The 24,605-nt window shown below is 38.1% G+C and carries 27 protein-coding genes; 17 read left to right on the forward strand and 10 right to left on the reverse strand.

Going from position 1 to position 24,605, the window contains the following annotated elements:
* Window positions 1-5 precede the first annotated feature (5 nt).
* Both M3175_RS22555 and M3175_RS22560 read right to left on the reverse strand, forming a co-directional pair.
* Window positions 6-365 carry a spore coat protein gene (locus M3175_RS22555; RefSeq protein ID WP_251523771.1) on the reverse strand — a complete coding sequence of 120 codons (360 nt, stop codon included), beginning with the start codon at window positions 363-365 and terminating at the stop codon, window positions 6-8.
* A gap of 15 nt (window positions 366-380) precedes the next feature.
* The gene (locus tag M3175_RS22560; protein ID WP_251523773.1) at window positions 381-590 is read right to left on the reverse strand and encodes a spore coat protein; all 210 of its coding nucleotides are present in this window, start codon (window positions 588-590) and stop codon (window positions 381-383) included.
* Window positions 591-729: 139 nt separating this feature from the next.
* On the opposite strand from M3175_RS22560, the gene M3175_RS22565 reads away from it, so the two are divergent.
* Together M3175_RS22565 and M3175_RS22570 are read left to right on the forward strand one after the other, a co-directional pair.
* Window positions 730-936, forward strand: a complete 207-nt coding sequence (locus M3175_RS22565) for a hypothetical protein (protein WP_251523775.1) — start codon at window positions 730-732, stop codon at window positions 934-936.
* Window positions 933-1,241: a spore coat protein gene (locus tag M3175_RS22570; RefSeq protein ID WP_251523777.1), complete on the forward strand. Its 309-nt coding sequence runs from the start codon at window positions 933-935 to the stop codon at window positions 1,239-1,241. The genes M3175_RS22565 and M3175_RS22570 overlap by 4 nt, the downstream gene beginning before the upstream one ends.
* A 45-nt stretch (window positions 1,242-1,286) precedes the next feature.
* Here M3175_RS22570 and M3175_RS22575 read toward each other — a convergent pair whose 3' ends face one another.
* Window positions 1,287-2,114: a sulfurtransferase gene (locus M3175_RS22575; protein WP_251523779.1), complete on the reverse strand. Its 828-nt coding sequence runs from the start codon at window positions 2,112-2,114 to the stop codon at window positions 1,287-1,289.
* A 248-nt stretch (window positions 2,115-2,362) separates the two neighbouring features.
* On the opposite strand from M3175_RS22575, the gene M3175_RS22580 reads away from it, so the two are divergent.
* Window positions 2,363-3,199 (forward strand): cupin domain-containing protein, encoded by an 837-nt coding sequence (locus M3175_RS22580; RefSeq protein ID WP_306663973.1) that lies wholly within the window; start codon window positions 2,363-2,365, stop codon window positions 3,197-3,199.
* 51 nt (window positions 3,200-3,250) lie between these two features.
* Here M3175_RS22580 and M3175_RS22585 read toward each other — a convergent pair whose 3' ends face one another.
* Window positions 3,251-3,604: a hypothetical protein gene (locus M3175_RS22585; protein WP_251523781.1), complete on the reverse strand. Its 354-nt coding sequence runs from the start codon at window positions 3,602-3,604 to the stop codon at window positions 3,251-3,253.
* A 191-nt stretch (window positions 3,605-3,795) separates the two neighbouring features.
* Between M3175_RS22585 and M3175_RS22590 the strand changes: the two genes are divergently transcribed.
* Window positions 3,796-4,125: a hypothetical protein gene (locus tag M3175_RS22590; protein ID WP_251523783.1), complete on the forward strand. Its 330-nt coding sequence runs from the start codon at window positions 3,796-3,798 to the stop codon at window positions 4,123-4,125.
* Between the two features lie 46 nt (window positions 4,126-4,171).
* On the opposite strand, the gene M3175_RS22595 is transcribed toward M3175_RS22590, so the two are convergent.
* On the reverse strand, window positions 4,172-4,450 hold the full coding sequence (locus M3175_RS22595) for a hypothetical protein (protein ID WP_251523785.1): 279 nt from the start codon (window positions 4,448-4,450) through the stop codon (window positions 4,172-4,174).
* Window positions 4,451-4,676: 226 nt separating this feature from the next.
* Here M3175_RS22595 and M3175_RS22600 point away from each other — a divergent pair, with 226 nt between their 5' ends.
* Window positions 4,677-4,961, forward strand: coding sequence for a hypothetical protein (locus tag M3175_RS22600; RefSeq protein ID WP_251523787.1), 285 nt, complete (start codon window positions 4,677-4,679; stop codon window positions 4,959-4,961).
* 44 nt (window positions 4,962-5,005) lie between these two features.
* Here M3175_RS22600 and M3175_RS22605 read toward each other — a convergent pair whose 3' ends face one another.
* From M3175_RS22605 to M3175_RS22625, 5 genes are all read right to left on the reverse strand, one after another.
* Window positions 5,006-5,536 (reverse strand): undecaprenyl-diphosphatase, encoded by a 531-nt coding sequence (locus tag M3175_RS22605; protein WP_251523789.1) that lies wholly within the window; start codon window positions 5,534-5,536, stop codon window positions 5,006-5,008.
* A 121-nt stretch (window positions 5,537-5,657) separates the two neighbouring features.
* On the reverse strand, window positions 5,658-5,834 hold the full coding sequence (locus M3175_RS22610) for a DUF3896 family protein (RefSeq protein ID WP_251523791.1): 177 nt from the start codon (window positions 5,832-5,834) through the stop codon (window positions 5,658-5,660).
* A gap of 136 nt (window positions 5,835-5,970) precedes the next feature.
* A complete protein-coding gene (scfB, locus tag M3175_RS22615; protein ID WP_251523793.1) occupies window positions 5,971-7,356 on the reverse strand; it encodes a thioether cross-link-forming SCIFF peptide maturase in 1,386 nt (461 codons plus the stop codon).
* Window positions 7,357-7,420: 64 nt separating this feature from the next.
* Window positions 7,421-7,570: a six-cysteine ranthipeptide SCIFF gene (scfA, locus tag M3175_RS22620; RefSeq protein WP_251523796.1), complete on the reverse strand. Its 150-nt coding sequence runs from the start codon at window positions 7,568-7,570 to the stop codon at window positions 7,421-7,423.
* Between the two features lie 121 nt (window positions 7,571-7,691).
* The gene (locus M3175_RS22625) at window positions 7,692-9,746 is read right to left on the reverse strand and encodes a bifunctional diguanylate cyclase/phosphodiesterase (protein ID WP_251523798.1); all 2,055 of its coding nucleotides are present in this window, start codon (window positions 9,744-9,746) and stop codon (window positions 7,692-7,694) included.
* Window positions 9,747-9,921: 175 nt separating this feature from the next.
* On the opposite strand from M3175_RS22625, the gene M3175_RS22630 reads away from it, so the two are divergent.
* The 12 genes from M3175_RS22630 (at window position 9,922) to M3175_RS22685 (ending at window position 23,772) form a co-directional block, all read left to right on the forward strand.
* Entirely contained in the window at window positions 9,922-10,395 is a 474-nt protein-coding gene (locus M3175_RS22630; RefSeq protein WP_251523800.1) for a hypothetical protein, read from the forward strand.
* The gene (locus M3175_RS22635) at window positions 10,392-10,907 is read left to right on the forward strand and encodes a hypothetical protein (RefSeq protein ID WP_251523802.1); all 516 of its coding nucleotides are present in this window, start codon (window positions 10,392-10,394) and stop codon (window positions 10,905-10,907) included. Before M3175_RS22630 ends, M3175_RS22635 begins: the two co-directional genes overlap by 4 nt.
* Window positions 10,908-11,078: 171 nt before the next feature.
* Entirely contained in the window at window positions 11,079-12,377 is a 1,299-nt protein-coding gene (locus tag M3175_RS22640) for a Glu/Leu/Phe/Val family dehydrogenase (RefSeq protein WP_371321720.1), read from the forward strand.
* Window positions 12,378-12,392: 15 nt separating this feature from the next.
* A complete protein-coding gene (locus M3175_RS22645) occupies window positions 12,393-12,680 on the forward strand; it encodes an SAV0927 family protein (protein ID WP_251523804.1) in 288 nt (95 codons plus the stop codon).
* 16 nt (window positions 12,681-12,696) lie between these two features.
* A complete protein-coding gene (locus tag M3175_RS22650; protein WP_251523806.1) occupies window positions 12,697-12,945 on the forward strand; it encodes a biotin/lipoyl attachment domain-containing protein in 249 nt (82 codons plus the stop codon).
* 110 nt (window positions 12,946-13,055) lie between these two features.
* Window positions 13,056-15,185, forward strand: a complete 2,130-nt coding sequence (locus tag M3175_RS22655; RefSeq protein ID WP_251523808.1) for a sigma 54-interacting transcriptional regulator — start codon at window positions 13,056-13,058, stop codon at window positions 15,183-15,185.
* Window positions 15,186-15,358: 173 nt separating this feature from the next.
* A complete protein-coding gene (locus tag M3175_RS22660) occupies window positions 15,359-16,831 on the forward strand; it encodes an aldehyde dehydrogenase family protein (protein ID WP_251523809.1) in 1,473 nt (490 codons plus the stop codon).
* 20 nt (window positions 16,832-16,851) lie between these two features.
* A complete protein-coding gene (locus M3175_RS22665; RefSeq protein ID WP_251523811.1) occupies window positions 16,852-18,222 on the forward strand; it encodes a putrescine aminotransferase in 1,371 nt (456 codons plus the stop codon).
* Between the two features lie 61 nt (window positions 18,223-18,283).
* Window positions 18,284-19,633 carry a 4-aminobutyrate--2-oxoglutarate transaminase gene (gabT, locus tag M3175_RS22670; RefSeq protein ID WP_251523813.1) on the forward strand — a complete coding sequence of 450 codons (1,350 nt, stop codon included), beginning with the start codon at window positions 18,284-18,286 and terminating at the stop codon, window positions 19,631-19,633.
* Window positions 19,634-19,648: 15 nt separating this feature from the next.
* A complete protein-coding gene (locus M3175_RS22675; RefSeq protein WP_251523815.1) occupies window positions 19,649-21,112 on the forward strand; it encodes an NAD-dependent succinate-semialdehyde dehydrogenase in 1,464 nt (487 codons plus the stop codon).
* A gap of 201 nt (window positions 21,113-21,313) precedes the next feature.
* On the forward strand, window positions 21,314-22,744 hold the full coding sequence (nhaC, locus tag M3175_RS22680; protein ID WP_251523817.1) for a Na+/H+ antiporter NhaC: 1,431 nt from the start codon (window positions 21,314-21,316) through the stop codon (window positions 22,742-22,744).
* Window positions 22,745-22,947: 203 nt separating this feature from the next.
* A complete protein-coding gene (locus M3175_RS22685) occupies window positions 22,948-23,772 on the forward strand; it encodes an aldo/keto reductase (protein ID WP_251523819.1) in 825 nt (274 codons plus the stop codon).
* Window positions 23,773-24,605: the final 833 nt, after the last annotated feature.

The raw sequence follows: 24,605 nt of genomic DNA on the forward strand, positions 1-24,605 counted from the left end.
TCTTTCTATTGATTAGGTGTGGCAAACATGCCGCCTCTGTCTGTATCTAATGGGAAAAGCTCCATTTGTCCAATTTGAACAGCTGTTTCTGCGCCTTTCATATCGATCTTGTATTGCTCTTTGAAGTCATGAGGATGGAGCCACTTATTTTTAATCATCAATTCAGAAATCTCTCCGTGCAAATCAATGGCTGCCTCAAGTTGTTTTGTTAATACTCTTCTTAGTTCAGGATTTGCGGTTTCTGTAATTGCAAATCCATAATTTCGAATACCATTTTTAACGGATAATAAAAAATCCATGGCGAAGGTTGAGTCGGCTAAATTCGGCATACCCTCAGCATTTCTTGGGTCTAAATAATCTTGCATCTTTTCACCTCCAGTTTAGTGAAGTATGTCACTTTGTTTATAGAAAGGGATTAATTCATTGATATCCTGAATGGACTGCTCCACATTCTTGGCCATTAATTGCTTTAGCTCATTATTAAAACAAATACCCATCATTAATTTTGATCTTAATAAGCTAACCGTTTTAAAGTTAATAATTTCGTGAGTTTCTAATGTTTCGTGTAGGGCTAAACTCTCGTTGTTCATACAAACACCTCCGTTTCCAATCCTTATTTTCTCCAAACTTTAATTTCTTTTATGCTAGTTCCGATAAAATTACGAATGAATATTAGGTATCTGTTTGAAAATATAAAAGTGTAAATATGAATGTAATGGAGTGAAAAGAATGGTTAAATACTTAGGGTTACATGAGACGGTGGATGTTCATGAGCTTCTGACTTTTAAAAGCATCAGTTTGACGAAGTCAACGACCATGAGTGCATTAGCACAAGACGTGGATTTAAAAGCAATTTTGACAAATGATATGATCGCAGGTCAGCAACAGGTTAAAGAGTTACAGCAATTTTTAAACAATAGGGAGGAACAGCAATGAACCAATTGATTCAAAATATGGTGGGTATGGGTGGATTATCGGATCAGGTGATAGCAACAGATTTCTTAATATCTGCCAAAGCGGGGGTAAGAAATTATACGGTGGCTATTACAGAAGCGGCTACGCCTGAATTACGGTCTGTTTTAAGAGAACACTTGCGGGCAGCCATCCAAACGCATGAAAATATTACAAACTATATGGTTTCAAGAGGGTTTTATCATCCTCATAACTTAAGCGAACAATTATCGGTTGATTTTACCGCCTCAGACACAGCCCTTCAATTAGCACAGCGAAAAAGTGAATAATAGAGAATAAAAGAAGCCTAACTATGCAGTCAGGCTTTTTTACATTCATTTTATCTCATTTTCTTCATAAGTAATCCAGTCGCTAAAGCTACCTAGATACAGTTTCACATGTTCAAAGCCTGCTTCTTTTAAAGCTAGGAAGTTCGGGACAGCAGTTACTCCCGACCCACAATAAACAATCAGTTCTTTATCAGGATCTATATCTGAAAATCTCTCTTTTTGATCTTCTACAGAATGGTAATACCCTTCATGAAGTCCTTCCATCCAAGGCTTATTAATCGCTCCTGGAATATGGCCTTTTTTCTTATCAATGGGTTCTGCTATTCCTAAGTATCTTTTATTCTCACGAGAGTCAATTAATACGACGTTTGGATGCTTTCCAGATACGACTTCTTGCACCTCTTTTACGTCAGCCAATATATGAGATTGTAGGTCGACATGGAAATTGGACTTTTCAAAAACAGGTACATCAGCTGTAGTAGGGTAGTTAGCTTTTGTCCAATTTTTATATCCTCCATCAAGTACATAGACTTTTTTATGTCCTAGATAAGAGAGCATCCACCAAAACCTAGATGCATAGGCTCCTTCACCGTTATCATAAGCGACAAGAGTCGTATCTTGATCAATGCCTGCGATTTCAAGTTTCTCTTTTAGTTCGTGTATGTCAGGCAAAGGGTGTCTTCCACCATGAATACTCACTTGTCCTGAAAGATCTTTTTCTAAATCAAAATAAATCGCGCCTGGAATATGATTGTGATCGTATTCTAGCTTTCCTAATTTAGGGTTAGCAAGTGCAAAGCGGCAATCAATGACTCTTACATCTTCATGATTCAGATTTTTAAGAAGCCACTCTTTATGTACGATAAATTTCATATTACAATCCTCCTCAATGTACATTCTCTCTAAAAAAAACTATATCTTGAATATAACATAAAATGTTTTGGTTCAATGTTCTAGTGAATGTGTCAACTATATTAATTATGTAAATCAAAGTACTTTTTTTACCCTGAGGCATATGATGGTCTATAAAAAATTTGGAGGTAATGACCAACATGTATTATGTTTCAAATCCGTATTCATATCCTTATTGGGTAAATCCTTCGACTTATTCTCCCAATTATATGAATAGGAATCATGAGGACAATGTTCAACCAGTATTTGATGTCTTACTTAGTGGAATAAAAAGGGAAGCAGAAGCCATTGAGCTATATAGACAGTTAGTTCATGTAGCTCCAAATGAGATGCATCAGAATGATATCTTGTATGCATTAGAAAGAAAAAAAGCCCAACTAACACAGTTTAATAATCTTTATTTTCAACTTACTGGTACTGTGCCAGTATATCAACTCGATCAAATCCATTTTGATGACTACAGAGATGGGTTGCAAAAGGCGTATGAAGCCGAAGTTGAGGGATACGAAGAATATCAAAAAGGTTTTTCGACCATTCAGCATCCCATGATACAGAATGTATTTTTGTGGGCATTAACGGGAGAACAAGAGAATGCTGCGAGTCTTAGATTTTTAAGTGAAGAACTCGCCCCACGAGTAACCGATTTTGGAGGAAAACCTTTTGTTGTGGATATTAATAAGGCCACCAAGCAAAATGAAAACTTTCGAACCGCCTTATGGACAGGAACTCATTTACAGGTAACGTTAATGAGCATTAATGTGGGAGAGGACATTGGGTTAGAAATACATCCTCATCTTGATCAGTTTCTAAGGGTTGAAGAAGGTGAAGGGATTGTTAGAATGGGGGCTAAGAAAGATCAGTTAGACTTTGAGGAAAAGGTAGCTGATGATTTTGCTATTATGATCCCAGCAGCTACATGGCATAATGTTATCAATACAGGGAATACCCCACTTAAACTCTACTCGATCTATGCTCCTCCACAGCATCCTTTTGGAACCATTCATAAAACGAAGGCTGATGCAATGGCTGCTGAAGGAGATCAATAGACATACAGCAAAAAAGGCATGACAGCTCTGTCATGTCTTTTTTTGTGGTTTTTAAAGAAAATATTCAACCAATGCCCAACTCATAATAAATAGGAAGCCAATGGAAGCAGAAGAGTAAGTAATTTGATTCCTAATATCCTTCTTTCCTCGCCTTAAATACTCCTGATAGGTGATCTCTCCCTTGGAAAACCTTACCCCATTTTCGCTCGGTTCCACCTCATATACATGTCCTTCGTTGTCCTGCAAAATAACTTTTGTAATTAGCTCTATCGCACTAATTTGATTTACATCTACCTCTTTCTCCCCAAAATAAACAACTTTCAAAGGATGATAGATGGTATGCTCAATTATTTGTTCACTCAGTTTATATGCCTGTAATTCAAATGCATGATTAGAAACACACATAGTTAGCACCTCATTATTATTATATGCTCATTCTCTATTAAGGTGAAGAGTCCAAAACTGAAATTAATCCAATTTAAATTAAAGGATTCTTCAAAATCTCCATACTTTCTCCATGCTTTTTTTTTATAGTAAGGGTGTAGTGATAGTAAATACATGAGGAATTTACGATTAAAAAATAAAGGAGAGGGTGCATGATGAAAAAAACTCTAATTGTCATTACATTAGGAGCTGGATTACTTATTGGAGGAGGGACAGGGTTTTATTACGTTTCAGCCCAAGATAGTGAAGGGATTACACACGATAAAATGATGATGGATAAGATGGTAAACTCTGATTTCGAAATGGTAGAAATGATGCATAAAGACATGGAATCAATGATGAACGTTAAAACCATGAATTTTGGTCAGATGAAAGAACATATGATGAACATGCATCCAGGTTTATCTGTTCAGCAATTAGAGAAACACTATAAGGATATGCACGGAACTGGGGGATCAGAAAATAGCAAGAACTTTCAATAAGAAAGAAAGGTTGTCGGATAAATTTCCCGACAACCTTTTTTTTCTTTTAATCTCCTCTGCGTTCTTCAGAAGGTTCCTCATCTGGATCGGGTTCTTCTTCATCCATGTTAAATGGAGTGTCCATTTCTCCAGGCTGTTTAACATCTCTTACATCTCTTGGGTTGGTGTCAAGGTCTACATCATCATTGTTTTGATTGTAGCGTACTGGTCTGTAATTCACATCATCATCTGGTTCAAGATTATTATCATTATTTGCGGTACAGGCGGTTATATTGACAAGTAACAACAAAGCAGTAATGAAAGTGTACAACAACTTTCTGTTCATTTTCATCATCCTCCTATATCTTATTTAAAATTATTTAGTACCTATAATTTTCCTTAAATTAAAATCATTATTCACCAGATTGTGTGGTATATAATGGATCTTTTATTGTATAGAAGTTTTACAAGCTAGAAATTCTAAACCAAATTTTTATCAGAATTTTTATGTTTATAAGGAGAATTCTAGTAATGAGTAGTAAGCTTATATATCAAAAAAAGGTGGGGGTAAAATGAATAAGTGGATTTCGTCATTTTTTCAACTAAGAAGAAACCCTTTAATGGCATTATTCGGGAAGAAAAGGAATGGTAAAGGTTGGATATGGGGCTCATTAATAAGTTTAGGACTTAGTGCAGCTGCCATTCGGTTGAGAAGAAATAGAATGACACAATCTCCTGTTAATAACATAATGAATAATATTGATATAGCAAAAATGAGTAAAATGGGGAATTTGGCTGGGTTAGCCGAAATTGCAGAAGAGTTAGTCCCTAATAAAGGCCCCGAAAAAGCCAATTAATAAAGTATTAATTAAAGAATACCCATCTTTGTGTTGGGTATTCTTTAAGGTTTTTTCAGAGCGTCTATTTCACATCCCAAATTTCTCCTTGTGGTCTTATCTAAAATCATACTAGTTATGGTAGCGATAACGGCGCTTCCTATAATATCAAACGGATAATGGTGTCCTACCCAAATACGAGAGAACCCTGTTAATAAAGCTAAAACCCACAACACAGAACCTATTACACGGTCATAAAGATAAATAGAAGTTGAAATAGCAAAAACAAGTAAAGTATGTTTACTTGGAAAAGTCGAATCTCTTTTTGAAGGAATAAGAATTCCCACTCGTCTTTTCACAAATGGTCTTGGCTTGAAATAAAACAGCTTAATCAAGGTATGGATAAATAGTGTAATTCCAGCAGAAACCCCCGCGTTATAAACTGCTTTTTTGTGAGGACCTTTTTTAAACCACATAAAAATTAATACAAGGATAAAGACATATCGAGTTTTATTTGAGACAAATATCATTAAAAAATCCAATAGAGAAAAACGACCTGAGTATTGATTAATTGACTTGAATAATTTTTCGTTCACGGTTGATTTCTCCTTACACATTAATAGGTAATAAAATGCCCCTAGTATGTAAGAAATATGTGGTAACTACTTTTCCTATTTAAAAAAATACAAGGACTTATCCAGCCCTTGTAACAAAATACTATAGCAATCCTCTATGATAATGATTCATTTCCGCAAGTTCTGAAATATACTGGTAGTTGTCAATCATATTCTGAATCATTTCCGATTCGGAGGGGGTTAAATCTGGGTCTTCTAATCGTTTTTGTAGACCCTCAATTTTTAAATTGATGTCTTGTTTGATTTCATCATAGTTCATTTACAATCACCCTTTCTTTGTATTCCAAGATGATCCTCTCTCTTTTATCTTACAAAAGAAAGATGAAGGATCGGTGCAGATTTCTTTTCAAATAAGTGAACATTTAGGGACTTTGATAAGGCATGGTTTAGCGTTACTATATTTCCATTTCTCCAATAGATTCAGCCACCTTAACCATCATTGAACATTCGACTCTTTTGCGAAAAATATCGCAGCTAAATTCAAACGTTCCGTTAATGGAGCCCGTTGCATGTAGTGAGTTAGCCGGGCAACCACCGCTACAATAAAGTTTAGCCCAGCAGTTCTGGCATTCTGGCTTTGAGTAGCAGTTGCTAGCTTTAAATTGAGCTTGTATTTCTGGCTTTGTTATTCCATCCCAGATATTTCCCATGCTAAATTCTTCATCGCCAACAAATTGGTGACAAGGGAAGAGTTCACCCCATGGTGTAACGGCAAGGTATTCCGTTCCAGAGCCGCAACCTGAGATTCTTTTTTGAATACAAGGACCTTCGGATAAATCCAGCATGTAATGGTAGAAGGTGAATTTTTTTCCGTTTTCGTTTCTAGCGATCATTTCCTTCGCAAGAATTTCGTATTGGTTATAGATCTCGGGAAGATCTTCTTCGGTTAGGGCATAAGGTTCCTTTGGGTTACAAATAACTGGTTCCATGGACAGCTTATCGAAGCCAAGGTCTGCGATATGAAAAATGTCATTGGTAAAGTCTACATTGTCATGTGTGTAAGTTCCGCGAACATAATATTCTTTTTCTCCACGATTCTTAATGAACTCCTGAAATTTAGGAACGATATGGTCATAGCTGCCTTTTCCATTAACGGTTCTACGAAGTCGATCATGTACCTCTTTTCTACCATCTAGGCTTAGAACGACATTATCCATCTCTTCGTTTAAAAATTCGGTTACTTTCTTGTTTAAGAGCATTCCGTTGGTTGTAAAAGTAAAACGAAATTTCTTATGGTATTCCTTCTCTTTGCTGCGTGCATATGAAACGATCTGTTTGACCACGTTCCATGCCATAAGTGGTTCTCCACCAAAAAAGTCAATGTCGAGGTTTCGATGGTGCCCAGAGTTTTCTATTAAGAAGTCAATGGCTCTTTTTCCGACATCAAAGCTCATTATAGCTCGGTCACCGTTATATTTCCCTTGGCTAGCAAAGCAGTAATCGCAGGAAAGATTACAAGTATGTGCAACATTGAAACAAAGCGCCTTAACATAGGTTTTGCGATTTCTCAAGTCAATGGAAAGATCACTAAATTCATCCTCTGTAAAAAGCTGTCCATGATTGATTAGTTCCTGAATATCTGTGAGAGTTTCTTGTATTTCTACCTCCGTAATCTCAGGATTGGTTTGGTATTTTTCCAGCATCAATGTGGTGATTTTATCTGAAGAAGCATGTTCATATAGACCGATAATATCGTACGCAAGTTCATCGACTACATGGACAGAGCCGCTGTACGTATCAAGGACAATATTGTACCCGTTTAATTTATATTGATGGATCATATGTATGATTAATCTCCTTAAAAAAATAGCCGCCCATTTGGATGAAGTGGGCGGTATATGTATTTTATCTATTCAGGGTGTTCTCACATTTTTGGTTAGCCACTCCACAAGAAGTTTTACAGGCTGACTGACAAGATGTTTGACAAGCACCACAACCACCGTGCTTTACAGTATCTACAAGTTTGCGAGAGCTGAGTGTAATAATTCGCTTCATATGAAATCCCTCCTTTTGTGCACCGCTAGCATATCATTTTCATAGCTGGTGACCATATGCTTTATGTCACAGCAAACACAAAAAAGTACCGCATCATGAGCGCGGTACTTTTTTAGGAAGATTATAAAGAAGGAGTAACTCCATCGCATTTTGAATGGAACTGCTTTATCCAAGAAATCAGTTCTTCTTGTTTCATTGGTTTTGCAAAATAGAAGCCCTGAATGGTTGGACTTTTGGGCATGGAGGTTAAATAGTTGAATTGTTCCACATTTTCTACCCCTTCAACTACGGTTTCAATGTCCAACGAATGACAGAGTGAAACAATGGCTGTAATAATCGCAGATTCTTTCTTAGACTCTGGTACACCGTCTACAAACGATTTATCAATTTTTAATGTTGAAATGGGTAATCTTTTTAAATACGACAATGAGGAAACACCTGTACCAAAGTCATCTAGTGCTACAGAAAATCCTTGTTTTCGTATGTCTCCTACTGCCCGTATCGCATTTTCAATATCACTTACAACACTCGTTTCTGTGATTTCTAGTTCGATATTTTTGGCCAAAATATCATACTTTTCCACACAATGATTGAGAGTTTTTAGCAATCGTGCGGATGTAATATAGGTTCCAGGAATATTAACAGCTACGTGTAACACAGGATGACCTTCTTTATTCCACTGATCGAGCTGCTGACAGACTTTATCAATGACCCAATCAGTCACATCAAACATTTTTCCGCTTTTTTCTAACGCTGGTATGAACAGACCTGGTGAGAGAAAGCCATGAACAGGGTGATTCCACCGGATAAGTGCTTCGACACCTGAGATTTCCTGTGAATAAGAATTAATTTTTGGTTGATAAACTATATACAAATGATCTTTCTCCATGGCCATATCAATATCGGACAAGAGGCGCTGTTCAAAATTATACGTATGGATTTTTGGATCATACTCCACAACTTGATTAGTATACTCGATTGACGGGTGGTGCAGGACTGCAACAGCATTAGCATAAAGCTGTTTCGCAGTTTCATTGTTTTCTTTAACAGCTATGGCACTGACGGTTTTAACAAGAACAGCATGGTCATCGAACTGTAAGGGAACTTTTAGTATAGAGGAAATTCTCTCTAATGTTATTTTTAGTTTTTCATTAGATTCTTCCTTACAAATGAAAGCAAAGCGGTTGCCTTCTACTCGATAGACGTCTAATGAAGATGAATTTAATTGCAATAGTAACTGACTTACTTCAGTAAGAATTCTATCTCCAAACTTGTATCCATATCCCATATTCCATTTTTCTAAATCATGAATATGAAGAACTGCTACTGTATTTGCGTGTAATACCTGATGAATGGTTCGTTCAAACTGACGTCGGTTAGGAAGTTTCGTCAATGAATCAAAAAAGTTCATTCGGTAATCAACGTATCGATCCAATGCTCCCGATAAACTAGAAAGAATGAGTAAAACGGAAGTTCCAATGGCAACTGCAAGGACTAAAATCCATGTATGACTTTCATGAGAGTGGTTCGTAGGAATCACGGTGTCAGCATCTACATAAAAGACCACAGAAGCCATCCCAGTATAGTGCATACTAGAAACCGCTAAGCCCATGATCAAACTTGTCACGATTTTAATCACTCTAAGGTCCATCAAACGTTGCAATGAAGAGAAAATGTAAAGTGCAACGAAGGAAACAGTCATCGCTATCACAATGGATGCAGTAAAAGTTCCAGGCTTATAGGCATGATGAACCTCCATTTTCATTGCAGCCATACCCATATAATGCATTGTTGATATGCCCAGTCCCATAATGACTCCAGAAATAATAAATGCAAAGATGGTTTTTTTCTGGCGATTAGCTATATAAAAGGCTAAAAGCGATGCAATTAAGGCAGGGCAGATCGAAAGGGTTGTTAAAAAAGGGTCGTACTGCATTTCAAATGGAAGACTGAATGCACCCATCCCAATAAAATGCATGGACCAAATGCCAAAGCCCATCGCTACGGAAGCTAATCCAATCCAAATAAAACGATGAAAGAAGCTATTTTGTTGGATTCTCTCATTCAAAGAGAGTGCGGTATAAGAGGCACTACAGGCGATCAATATAGATAAAATGACAAGTGAAAGCTTATACTCACTATCAAGAATGAAGACGGAGTCTGGTACGGTAAACATGGGGTTCTCCTTTGTTGTGAAGTTCTATCTCTGTTACAAAGAGATGTGGTGTATCATTTATATCGGTTATTTATAATAATTATAAAGTGGTGGGAAAAATTTCATTTTTATGCAAATATGCATATATCATTGTATTTTGGTAAAAGATAAACAAAACTTTCTTAGGAGGATTAACTTGGGGTTCGTCTTCTTTTTCTTTGTATCGTGGCTTGTAACAGTATTGTTTTCGGTAATGAAAAAATCACTTTCTTTTGTTGAGAATATATTTGTATATTTAATCATTTTAATCGTAAGCGTGAACTGGTCTTGGATCATATTTGAAGAGTTTAAGTTTCTTGAATTATCAAGACAACCATTGGATTATACAGCCTTTTTAATTAATCGGAGTATTAGTATCCCTTTGATCATTGTTATTACGTTAAATGCCGTTAGATCAGCCAATGTGAATGGAAAGGCTTATTTATACGTAGGTCTATCTACGGTTATTCTTCTTGTATTAGTGAAGATAGGGAACTTTCTTAATATTACAAAGCTAAATAATTGGAATACGATGTATGACGTTCTATATTTTCTTTCTCTTCATTTGATAGCTTACTTCTCCTTACAAATGTTTAGGAAACTTAAAAAAGAGGAGGTAACGATGTCATGAGAATGTGGAAGCAATTTGATAGCAATGAGATTTACCTTACGATTTTAATTGCTTTTTTCTTTGTTGTTTTCTTTCTTTTGTTAAGGAAAAAAATATTTAAACCACATATCACACTTTTGAGTTTGGTTTGGGGTTTTTCAGTAGGGATATTAATCGAGTTTACGATAGGTGGGGGACTTCTCGATTTTTATAGAGTTAACGATTCGAATTCTTATGAAATAATGGATTTGGTATATTTCCTTTTATTTAGTCCTTTTGGGTATTTCTTTTTCTATTTTTATCATAGGTTTAAAATTAATAAGAAGAAGGTTATTTTTTATGTGTTTGCGTGGGCGATTGTCGGAGTGAGTGCTCATTGGCTGTTTACCCAGTTAGGGATCATCACTCTACAAAAAGGGTATCATATAGCCTTATCATTTCCTATATTTTTAGTCATACAAACATTGTCAGTTATCTTCTATGAACAAATTAAGTATAGAGAAAACATTTTCCAATCCCCTATAGGTGACTAGGTAAACGGTCATGTTAAGGGGATTTTTTGTTGTGGTTTTAATTATGCAGAATTGAATAGTCTATGCGGAAGTGATCGGTAATGGTAACGGGATAAAGCCATTTCATGCACTTGCTGAGTTGGCACGGCTCTTGCATCTCTTAAAAGTAAATTCTGAAAATGAGGTGTTATTATGGCTGACTCAATGATCGAGTCGAAAAATCAAATGATCGAAAGAAAGGAAGGAATTCAAGACAATCCCTTACTAGAATTTCATTCGATCTTAAAAGAGGCGATGGATATTCTAAGATATCCTGACGAAGTGTTTGAACTTTTGAAGGAGCCATTGCGTTTTCTCGAGGTGAAAATCCCTGTTCGTATGGATGATCACACGACCAAGATTTTTCGAGGATTTCGTGCTCAGCATAATGATGCGACAGGTCCAACAAAAGGGGGAATTCGATTTCATACAGATGTTACACCAGAAGAGGTGAAAGCCTTAGCCGGTTGGATGAGTATGAAATGTGGGATTACAGGTCTTCCATATGGAGGTGCAAAAGGGGGAATTGTATGTGATCCTCGAACAATGAGCTTACAAGAGCTGGAGCGGTTAAGCAGAGGCTATGTGAGAGCGATTAGCCAAATCGTTGGACCAACGAAGGATATTCCAGCGCCCGACGTATATACGAATTCACAGATTATGGCTTGGATGCTTGATGAGTACAACTTCATTCGTGAGTTTGATAATCCGGGATTTATTACCGGAAAGCCTGTTGCTTTAGGAGGCTCAAAAGGACGAGAAACGGCAACCTCAAAAGGATTACTATATACGCTCCAAAAGGTGTTAGAAGTTAAGAATCTTCCTATAAAAGATTTAAAGATTATCATACAGGGCTTTGGAAATGTAGGAAGTCATTTGGCATTGTACTTGTATGAGTTAGGAGCGAAGATCGTCGGGATCTCCGATGTGCTTGGGGGCATCTATGATGAAAAGGGCTTAGACATCCCGTATTTAATGGATAGTCGAGATTCCTTTGGTGTAGTAACGAATCTATTTAAGAACACGATCTCGAATCAAGAATTACTAGAAAAAGAGTGTGACGTCCTTGTTCCGGCGGCACTTGGTGGTCAGATTACGATACGTAATGCTGAAAAGGTAAAATGTCAAATTGTCCTTGAAGCAGCGAATGGTCCGACCACCAAGGAGGCGATAAACATACTTGAGGAAAAGGATATCCTCGTTGTGCCGGACATATTAGCAAATTCAGGTGGAGTCATAGTCTCTTATTTTGAATGGTGCCAAAACAATCAAGGATATTATTGGTCAGAGCGGGAGGTCGATGAAAAATTAAAAGAAAAAATGGAAACCAGCTTTGATCAAATCCTCCAAGTGAGTAAAAAGTATCGCGCAAACTTAAAGGTAGCTGCTTATATCGTGGGGATCCAGGCTTTAGCAGAAACATCACAGCTTCGTGGCTGGATCAAAATATGAGAGGAGTTGATTGAAATGGTTGAGGTGTTATTAGAAGAAAGAGAAACGCAACCCATCCATTATTATTGCTTATCGATTGGATCGCATCGTTATGATTTTACGATTGTTTATTCAGATCAGTTTTTTGATAAAGCAATGGTCGTTTCTATGCAAGCGGGGAAGTGGGCGTTAATGTGCCAAGAGGATATTGAGAATGAAGAGTTTTGGGCTGAACGATTAGGAATTTTTGATGTGGATATCGAGGATTGTAAGGTGTTTTTTCAGATGGTACTTTGCCACAAAAGAGTGTCTGATCAATATTAATCTAGGAGTGAGAGGCATGAATCACGATTTTGTTGTAAGTGCTGTTAGTGGGAAGGTAGAGGAAGTAGCGATTGAGGTTCATTCAAGAATTTATGAATGGGAAAAATTATTTACTATTCGAATGGAAAATGGACATCTGGAAACAGTGAGCGTAGGCCTTAGTGGAGAAGTTGTTTCAATAGAAGTAAAAACAGGTGACTGCATTATTCCTGGCATGGTCCTTGCTTTTATAAAAGATGATTTGATTCCAACAGGTAGTGATTGAGGTGTGCGGAGATGGTTAATCCATCTCCCTTTTCGTACTTATTTGAAAATTTGAAAATTAATATTTTTGCAGTATATAATTGAAAGAAAAGGACAGAAGGAGGGGGACGTTTGTTTACTTTAGAAAAAGATAAAATAAGACCCATCATCTCCATTGATTTGAATGATCATGAAGAACATTGGGTTGCATGTCTTAAACAGCACAATGAGCCCATTCTTTTTCTTAGAAAAGATGAGGAGATACTCTCCTATATTCAAATGAAAGATGTGCCTCTTAGCGAAACGATCAATCTAGCAAACATTTTTCAAGCAAAAGCAGTTCCCATGGCCAATGTGTCGAAGTTAAATAATACAATTTCTGTTCCTGCTCTTTTTCAAATTATCGGCGAACCATTTGCCCTTGTAATCGATGATCAAGGGGAGCCATCGGGTTATATCAAACGCGAGGATGTCCTTGCGCTATTATTCAAGCAAGAATCGCATGGAAGTGTCGATTTGCTAAAGGTCATTTTAACCTCTATTCCAATGGGAATTTTCGTTGTTGATCGTGAAAAGAAGATTATTAATTTTAATGAGTCAGGCCTACGAATGACGAAGCTAACTTCAGAGGAGGTTTCCGGAAAGCCAGCTGACTCCATTTTTCATGGGGAACATATTCACCAAGTGTTTGCATCTGGTCAAACCATATTAAATCAAATTCAGATCACTGATACCATGGGTGTTCTAGTGGATTATAGTCCGATTTTCGACTTTCATAATGAAGTAGAAGGAATTATTATTATCGTTCAAGATTTGCCAATGGTTGAGGATATGGCCATGGAGATTGAACATATCAAGAATCTAAATAAAGATTTAAATGCCATTTTATCAACGATTTATGACGAAATTTTAGTAGTGAATCATAAAGGAGAGCTGCTTCGATATAGTGAAACGTTTCTTTCTGATTTTTGGGGAGTGGAGTTAAAGGAACTAACTGGGAAGAACCTTTTGGAGCTTGAAGGTGAAGGTCTATTCACACCGTCTGTTACTCGGTTAGTATTGGAACAGAAGAAAAAGGTTTCGATTGTTCAGGAAACAAAGAGAAATAAGCGGATTCTAGCGGTAGGTAACCCGATTTTTGATGAAAAAGGAAATATTGACCGAATCATTATTGCTTCAAGGGATATTACAGAAACAACCAAGTTAAAATCTGAATTACGTGAAGTGAAGAAGCAATCGGACCAATATAAGCAGGAGCTTGAGAGGATTAAAAGTAAGGATCGCTTCTTTAACCGACTCATTTATTGTAGTCCAAAAATGGAACAAATTATGGAGCATGTGACGAAGATTTCTCATTTTTCCTCCACGGTTTTAATTACGGGGGAATCAGGTGTAGGGAAGGAGTTAATTGCACAGGCCATTCATCAGAGTGGAAGCCGTGCAAACCAACCATTTCTAAAGCTTAATTGTGGGGCGATACCTGAAAATCTCTTAGAAAGCGAATTGTTTGGGTACAGCAAAGGGTCGTTTACAGGCGCTGATAAAAATGGAAAAGAAGGTTACTTTCAAAAAGCTGACAAAGGAATTTTGTTTTTAGATGAAATTGGAGAAATGCCTGTTAGTCTCCAAGTGAAATTGTTACGTGTTCTGCAGGAACAAGAAGTTGTTCCAATTGGAAGTACGACTCCGATACCGATCAATATACAAATTGTCGCAGCGACAAACAAAAAGCTAGAAAAAATGGTTCAAGAAGGAACCTTTCGTGAGGACTTATATTATCGTTTGAATGTTATTCCTATTCATGTTCCACCTTTACGAGAACGCCCAAAAGATATACCACTGTTAGCTTATCATTTTCTTCAAAGACTGAATGAAAAATACAATAAAAACTACCATTTTACTCCGGATGCATTGAATTTACTTGAGGTGTACTCATGGCCAGGAAATATTCGTGAGCTTCAAAATATGATTGAACGATTAGCGGTGTCGGCTGATCACCCAGCTCTGGATGCTGATTTTGTGAATCAATTTTTATCCTTTACTAGTAATTTTAATAAAGAGAAACCAGTATTCACGAATGTCATGCCGCTTCAGGAAGCACAAGACTATATTGAGGAGCAATTAATCCTGCTGGCGATGAAGCAATATAAAACCACAACAAAAGCAGCAAAAGCACTCGGCATCAGCCAGTCCTCCGTTAGTAGAAAGTATCAAAAAATCATGAATGATAGACAAGCCAAATATGGAGAAGTCTCCTTTTAAATAGGATGGTGCAGACAAATGTCTGTGCCATTTTTGATGTAGAAAAGGAAGTTATGCAAAATTAACTAGGGTTATGCAAAACTGCATAACTTTTTTTATGGGGTCCTTGCAAATAAAGAAATAAGGGTTGGCACGATTCTTGCATTACTTATAAAAAAGGAGGATTGATTAACATGCATGCATTAAGGATGTATATCAATGGTGAATGGAGAGAATCACAAAATAAAGAAACACGTGACATTTTTAATCCAGCAACTGGTGAAGTAATTGCACAAGCAGCGGAAGGAACAATCGAGGATGTAAAAGAAGCCATTCAGATTGCAAAGTCCACCTTTGAAAGCGGGATTTGGTCACAGACTCCTCCAGCTGAACGAGCGTCTTACTTATATAAAATTGCAGAAAAAATAGAGGAGCGAGCAGAGGAGTTAGCCGAACTAGAAACATTAGACAATGGAAAACCATTAAGAGAAGCTAGCTTTGATGTGGCGGATGCCGCTGCATGCTTTCGTTATTACGCAGGTTTAATTACAAAGCCTAATGGTGAGACGTACCCGGTCTCTGATCCTGTGCAAGGGATCGTCGTCCGTGAACCCGTTGGAGTTTGTGGGTTAATCGTTCCGTGGAATTATCCTTTATTATTAAGTGTTTGGAAACTAGCGCCGGCACTTGCCGCAGGAAATTCGGTGGTTTATAAACCATCCGAAGTGACTCCAGTAACTCCAACAAGATTATTTGAAATTTTTGAGGAGGTAGGTTTACCAAAAGGGGTCGCTAATATGGTGATGGGATCTGGTGATGTTGTTGGGAATGAATTGGCAGAGAGTAAAGACGTTGATCTTGTCTCTTTTACAGGTGGTACAAAAACAGGGAAACAAATTATGAAGGTAGCCGCAGACAGCCTTAAGAAATTGTCGTTGGAGCTTGGAGGGAAATCACCAAATATTGTGTTTGCTGATGCTGACTTTGAAACAGCAGTCGATTACGCATTGTTTGGTATCTACGCAGGGGCAGGGCAAATTTGTGCAGCAGGCTCTCGTATTTTAGTAGAAGAAGAGATTTACGAGAAATTTGTTTCCCGCTTTGTTGAACGTGCCAATCAAATTAAGGTGGGACCAGGGAATGACCCGCAGGTAGAAATGGGTCCTTTAGTAAGCAAAGAGCATTTGGAAAGAGTTTTAACTTATATAGAGATTGGGAAGGACGAAGGGGCTCGATTGGTTTGTGGGGGCAAGCGGATCGAGAAGGATGGCTTACAGGACGGATACTTTGTAGAGCCAACTGTCTTTGTTGATGCGAACTTAAGTATGAGAATTGTTCAAGAAGAAATCTTTGGTCCAGTCGTTGTGATTGAAAAATTCAAAGATGAGAAGGAAGCCATTACGTTAGCAAATGGAACTCTTTACGGATTAGCTGGAGCCGTGTTTACGAGGGATGGAGCAAAGGCACTTCGTGTGGTCAAACAAATTCGAGCGGGAATTACCTGGATTAATACCTTCCATAATACCTACAACGAGGCGCCTTGGGGTGGATGTAAGCAAAGCGGATTCGGGCGTGCGCTTGGAACGTACGGTCTCGAAACGTATCAAGAAATGAAGCAAATTAATATCAATTTACAAGTCGAACCCATTGGTTGGTTTTCAAATTAAACGTGAATAGGAGAGATCATATGAGTACCAATATTGAGAGGAAACAAGAGGAAGTAAAGGAAAAGAACGTACACCAGTACATTAAACAGGTGTTAGAAATGATAGAAAAAGAGGAAATCACAGAAGCAGAAGCAAACTGGATTTCGAAGGAAACCATCCAGCATTTCCGTGATCATGTGAATCCGGGATTCCTTGATTACCGAAAAACCGTTACAGAGGGTGGACTATCGGCAGCGGTTGAATGGTCAGATAAAGATTCATGTTTTAAGGATGTAAATGGCAAGGAATACATTGACTGTCTTGGTGGCTTTGGTATTTACAATGTTGGTCATCGTAATGAAAAAGTCGTGAAGGCGGTTAGCGATCAATTAAAGCGTCAAGCTCTGCATAGCCAAGACTTATTAGATCCCCTCCGTGCAATGTTAGCGAAAATATTAGCAGATATTACTCCAGGAGATTTAAAATATTCTTTCTTTACTAATAGTGGAACGGAAAGTGTGGAGGCTGCATTAAAACTTGCCAAAATGTATAGCGACAGAACTACCTTTATTTCTACTACTCGTGCATTCCATGGAAAGAGTCTCGGGTCGCTTTCAGGAACAGCAAAAGGAGTGTTCCGTAAACCATTCTTGCCTTTAATTCCAGGATTTCGACATGTAGCGTTTGGTGACATTGATATGATGAGAAAAACATTTGAAACCTGTGCACTCGTTGGAGAAGATGTTGCTGCGGTACTGTTAGAGCCAATACAAGGGGAAGGTGGAATTATTCTTCCGCCAGAAGGTTACCTTCAACAGGTTCGTGAGCTATGCGACCAATATGATGCATTACTAATATTTGATGAAGTACAGACGGGTATGGGGCGTACAGGTAAAATGTTCGCATCGGACTTGTATCAAGTCGTTCCTGATATTCTTTGTCTAGCCAAAGCCTTTGGTGGTGGTGTGATGCCAGCAGGTGCCATCGTTGCAAAAGAAAAGGTGTTTAAAAGCTGGTTTGATAATCCGTTCATGCATACAACTACATTTGGTGGAAACCCACTTGCATGTGCGGCTGCCATTGCAACAATTGACGTTCTGTTAGAAGAGAACTTGCCAGCTCGTGCTGCAGAGGTAGGAGAATATTTCTTACAAGGATTAAAGGATGCTGCCGAAGGTCATGAAGATCTTGTAATGGAAATTCGAGGCCAAGGTTTGATGATCGGAATCGAATTTGAACGTGATGAAATTGGTTGGGAAGTCTCGAAAGGCATGTTTGAACGAGGAATTCTTGTTGCTGGAACTCTAGTAAACTCAAAAACCATTCGAATTGAGCCCCCACTTACGATTAAATACGACGAAGTAAATACAGTTATACAAACCTTTAAAGAGGTTCTACAAACCATTCGCTAAAAAATATAGACGTGGAAAAGGAGGGGAGCCTCCTTTTTCCATTAAGGAAGGTGTCGGATTTATGAAACAGTTTGTTCAAATAAAAACGTCCATCCCTGGACCACGATCAAAGGAGTTATTAGATAGAAGGAAAAAAGTCGTTCCCCAAGGAATTAGTAACAATTGTGCTGCATTTGTTCATAAGGCAGAGGGAGCTTTGGTGGAGGATATGGATGGCAATACATTTATCGACTTTGCTGGTGCTATAGGAACGATCAATGTTGGCCATTCCCACCCGAAGGTTGTTCAGGCAATAAAGGACCAGGCGGAGCATTTTGTTCATACGGGATTTAATGTCATGATGTATGAATCTTATATCAAGTTGGCGGAAAGATTAACAAACCTCGCTCCAGGCCATTTTCCAAAACAAGCGGCCTTTTTTAACAGTGGAGCAGAAGCTGTTGAAAATGCAGTGAAGATTGCTAGAAAATATACGAAAAGACAAGGAATTGTGTCGTTTACGAGAGGATTTCATGGACGAACGTTAATGACGATGACGATGACAAGCAAAGTGAAGCCTTATAAATACGGATTTGGACCATTTGCTCCTGAGGTATATAAAGCTCCTTATCCATATGAATATCGGAAGCCAAATGGAATGAGTGAAAAACAGTATACTGAATATATCATCCAGCAGTTTGAGCAATTCCTTCTTGCGGAGGTTGCTCCAGAAACGATTGCGGCAGTAGTCATGGAGCCGGTGCAAGGAGAAGGAGGATTTATCGTTCCTAATCGGGAATTTGTGCAACGTGTATATACTATTTGTAAAGAACACGGAATATTATTTATTGCAGATGAAATTCAAACCGGATTTGGCCGAACGGGTCGTTATTTTGCAATCGAACATTTTGGGGTAGAGCCAGATCTTTTAACAGTCTCAAAGTCTATGGCTGCTGGTGTTCCAATCAGTGGAGTGATTGGTCGAGAAGAAATTATGAATGTAAGCCAACCAGGAGAAATTGGTGGAACGTATGCGGGGAGTCCATTAGGGTGCCAAGCTGCTCTAGCTGTTCTAGATATTATGGAAGAAGAGCAATTGAATGCAAGAGCGGAATACATTGGTAGAACAGTAATGAACAAGTTTCAACAATGGTCCGATCGATTTGAACAAGTGGATGGCATACGTGGGTTAGGTGCGATGTGTGCGTTTGAAATTGTTAAGGATAAGACTTCTAAACAGCCAGATAAAGAACTAGTTGGTAGTATTATTCGAGAGGCCACCAATAGAGGGTTGCTGTTACTTAGCGCAGGAATATATGGGAATGTGATAAGACTATTAATGCCTTTAACGATTTCAGATGATCAGCTTCAAGAAGGATTAGTGATCTTAGAAGAATCCTTAGAAGCGGTATTATCTCCCCAATATATATAAAGAGAGGGTCAGCCAATGAGTTCGAATATCGCTTTTCAAAAAAAGCAGTTATACAAAATGTATATTAATGGTCAATGGATCGGTGACGAGTGCGAGACTTTTATCAATGTGATGAACCCTGCAATCAATGAAGTGATTGGGATGATTCCGAATGGAGGGACCTTGGAAGCAAAGGCAGCGGTAGACGCAGCCCATATAGCATTTAAAACCTGGTCCAAAAAAACGGCAGACGAACGCAGTCAGTTGCTCATGAAATGGTTCCACCTTATTGATGAGCATAAAGTGGAAATTGGTACAGTGATGACGATGGAGCAAGGAAAGCCTGTCTATGAGGCAATCGGTGAAGTGAATTATGCCAATAGTTTTCTCTCTTGGTATGCAGAAGAAGGAAAGAGAATCTATGGAGAAACGATTCCGGCTACACATCCAAATAAGCGTATTTTAATTAGAAAAGAACCGGTTGGGGTTGTTGCAGCGATTACTCCATGGAATTTTCCAGCGGCCATGATTACGAGAAAGGTAGCTCCTGCTCTAGCTGCTGGCTGTACGGTGGTAGTGAAACCAGCTCAGCAAACGCCTCTAACTGCTCTGAAACTAGCAGAGTTAGCGGAAAAAGCAGGCATTCCAGCTGGAGTATTTAACGTAGTAACCGGAAAATCAAAAGAAATTGGTGATGCTTGGTTAAAGGATTCGCGCGTTCGTAAACTTACCTTTACGGGTTCCACTGAAGTTGGAAAGGTACTAATGAGAGGTGCTGCGGATACGGTGAAAAAGATATCGTTAGAATTAGGCGGTAATGCACCTTTTATCGTTATGGACGATGCAGACTTAGAGAAAGCAGCCAAGGGATTATTGGCCTCGAAGTTTCGTAATGCCGGACAAACATGTATTTGTACGAACCGTATTTACGTACAGGAAAGCATCCTCGAGCCATTTGTTGAGCTATTTAAAAATGAATTAAGCAAGCTCAAAATCGGTAACGGTATGGAAGAAGGAATTGATATTGGACCGCTTATTGACCAACCAGCTGTAAATAAAGTGAATGAAATCCTTGATGATGCGATTCATAAAGGCGGAAAGATTGTATATCAAGGAGATAAGATAGAGGGAGAAGAAGGGTTTTTCTTTCCGCCTACAATTCTTACAAATGTAAATGATCAAATGATGTGTGTGGAAGAAGAAATTTTTGGACCGCTAGCCGCGATTGCTTCTTTTCAAACTGAAGAAGATGTGATTGCGAGAGCTAATAATACCGTTTATGGCTTAGCTGCTTATGTGTTTACTGAAAATTTAAGCCGTGCCTTCCGAATAAGTGAAGAACTTGAATACGGAATTATTGGCTTAAATGATGGCCTTCCATCAACGGCACAAGCGCCTTTTGGAGGATATAAAGAAAGTGGTTTAGGTCGAGAAGGGGGACATCACGGACTAGAAGAGTTTCTAGAAGTTAAATATATTTCGATTGGACTAAATATATAAAGAAAGAACCTGGTTCCTATTTGGAAACCAGGTTTTTTCATGCAGAAATGGATATTATGCAAAATTGAATGGATTATGCAGAACTGATTTCTTAGCAGGCAGGAAAAAGTAATTGGATTACAGAAAATTAAGAATATTAAATCTGGCACGAAATTTGCAATAAGAAAATAGAATCTATTTTTTATTGAAAGAGGGATGATAATGAAAGAAAAGAAACAGCCTTCACTAGCAGTTGCTTTAATTCCGATCGGAGCCATGATTGTATTTTTATTTACAGGAATTTTCATGTTTGAAGCAGACCCGCATATTCCACTCTTGCTCAGCGCCACTGTGGCATCACTAGTATCTATTTATTTAGGATATAGTTGGCGAGAACTTGAACAAGGTATTATCAAGGCTGTCTCTCTGGCACTTCAAGCTTTACTTATTTTAATGATTATTGGAACGATTATTGGAACATGGCTAGCAGGTGGAATTGTTCCGACCATGATTTACTATGGATTAGATATTTTATCTCCCACCTATTTCCTTCCTGCTGCTGCCATTATTTGTAGTGTGGTTGCGATTGCTTCGGGGAATGCATGGACAGCTGCAGGAACAATAGGGATTGCCATTATGGGAGTGGGAATCGGACTAGGCATAAATCCTGCTATGGTGGCTGGTGCTGTCATTTCTGGTTGCTACTTTGGAGATAAAATCTCTCCTCTGTCAGAAACAACAAATATGGCACCTGGAATTACAGGTGTACAACTATTTGACCATATTCGTCATATGCTCTATACGACGATACCAGCACTGGTTCTGTCAGTTGTCATTTATTTTTTTATCGGACTTACGTTCAAAGGGAAAGGATCTGGTGTGAGTGACATTGCTACACTCCAACAAGAGTTAGCGGATATTTTCATTATCAGTCCGTGGTTACTTCTTATTCCTGTAATTGTTCTTGGAATCATTGCTATGAAAACCCCGGCGATCCCCGGACTTGTCATTGGATCGATTCTAGGGGGGATCGTTGCTATCGTAGTTCAGGGAGAAACAATCGGCAGTGTTTTATCGATTATGGTATACGGCTTTGAAATGGAGACTGGAAATGAAGTATTAGATAATTTGCTTAACAATGGTGGAACGGAAGCGATGATGTACACGGTATCGCTGGTTATGATTGCGATGAGCTTCGGGGGAATTTTAGAAACGAGTGGAATCATGAATACGATTGTGACAAGCCTTTTAAAAATGGCGAAATCAACAGGCAGTTTAATAACAACAACGGTAGCAACCTGTATCACTGCTAATATTGTCGCATGTGATCAGTACTTATCAATTCTACTGCCTGGAAGAATGTATTTAACTGCCTACCGTAAACGTGAGCTCCATCCAAAGAATTTATCGCGAACGCTAGAAGATGCGGGGACAATGACCTCTCCACTTGTTCCTTGGAATACATGTGGTGCATTTATGACCGCCACTCTTGGAGTATCTACTTTTCAATATGCACCGTATGCATTGCTTTGTATTATCAGCCCCATTGTAGCGATTATATACGCGTATACAGGATTTAAAATAGAGAAGCTTCCGAAAGAAAATAGAATGGAAGAGCAGGTTCCAGAAAATAATGAAGTAAGTGCAATGTGATAATGGTGAGAACTGTAGATGGATGTCTACAGTTTTTTCTCTGTTAGAGCGTGCGAATACAGTGGATAAAAAGATAGGCTAAGATAAAACTATTATCCGGAAGCGTTTAACTTTTCATTTAAGACGATCTTTATTAAAATTAACAAGGGAAACAATTTCTTCCAAGGTTCTCAAGTAAATCTTTTCGAAAAAGGAGAATGAATATGAACTTTGTAACGTTGAACAACGGAGTAAAAATGCCACAGCTTGGTTTTGGCGTCTGGCAAGTAAAAGATGACGAGGCTACTGCTGCTGTAAATGCGGCAATTGATGCGGGTTACCGATCGATTGATACAGCTATGATCTATGGAAACGAAGAGGGTGTAGGAAAAGCGATTAAAGAATCCAACGTACCTCGCGAAGAATTATTCATTACAACGAAGGTTTGGAATAGTGACCAAGGTTACGATAGCACGATACAAGCTTTTGATTTAAGTCTAAAAAAATTAGGTCTTGATTATATCGATTTATACTTAATTCACTGGCCAACACCAGAGTACGATACATATGTTGAAACGTTTAAGGCGATGGAAAAGCTATATCACGATGGCAAAGTAAAAGCCATTGGTGTATGTAACTTTGAAATTGAGCATTTAGAGAGACTTCTTAACGAATGTGAAGTTAAGCCGGTCTTAAATCAAATCGAGTGTCATCCATATTTAGCACAAAACGAATTGAAAGAGTTTTGCGCTAAGCATGATATCTTTGTGGAAGCGTGGAGCCCTCTTGATCAAGGTGGAGAAGTGCTTCAAGATGATGTGATTATTAAACTAGCTGAATCACATAGTAAGACCCCTGCCCAGGTTGTTTTAAGATGGCATCTACAAAATAATTCAATCGTTATACCTAAGTCAGTTACACCATCTAGAATTCAAGAAAACTTTGATGTATTTGATTTTGAACTTTCTTCACAGGAAATGGATCTAATCAATGGAATCAATCGTAACCGACGCAAAGGTCCAAATCCAAACGAGTTTAACAAGAGATAATAACGGGTAACGACTGTTCGATTAGGGTAAAGGGTTCCGTTTTTCGGGAGTTTTATTTTTAATAAGACACAAGAAAAGACGTATGAATTGGCATATGTCTTTTCTTTATTTATCAAGATTTCTATGACATTCCATTAACTTTCATTAGCGATTGACATCATTATTATGATGGACATTATGTATTATATAATTAAAATAGAGTGTCAAAACTTATTTTATAGGCTACTCGATAAAAAGCTTTTGATTTCCCACGTACAGGAATCGAAAGGGTCAGCTCTTATCTGTTAGGGGATCAGGTTATGCACCCGAGTTGATAAATAGACGGAAAAATTCCGCTTAATTAATAAATACGATAATAAATAGCTCAAATAGACGGAGGAATTCCGACTATTGACTCGAAAAACGTAAAAATGGGGAGATTTTGCTATCCATAAACGGAAAATCTCCCCTTAATTACCCCCGAAACGGGCTCCATCCTGCATCTAAACGGAAAAACTCCGCTTATTGTACTTTTGCTGGTCACTCGATTAAAGGCAAGACATCTTATTTTATAATGGTGAGTTTTACTTTTCCATTTACCAATAACACCTAAAGGAGCAGTCGTTTTTATTTATAAAAAACTATTGCATTTTTTATAGGTATTTTATAAAATGAGAATCCGTCCTCATTACTAGTGTATTAGTTAATAAGGAGTCTTAAAAAAACGAAAACAGAAGTTGACTTCTGCGAATTAAGATGATATAGTAATACATGTAGCCGACAACAACGACTTTGAAAATAACGATTAAAAAAGTTTTTTCGCAGAAGTTGACAACGGTGAAAAGATATTGTAA

Origin of the sequence: Robertmurraya korlensis, from assembly GCF_023715225.1 — a bacterium.
Classification (GTDB): Bacteria; Bacillota; Bacilli; order Bacillales; family Cytobacillaceae; genus Robertmurraya_A.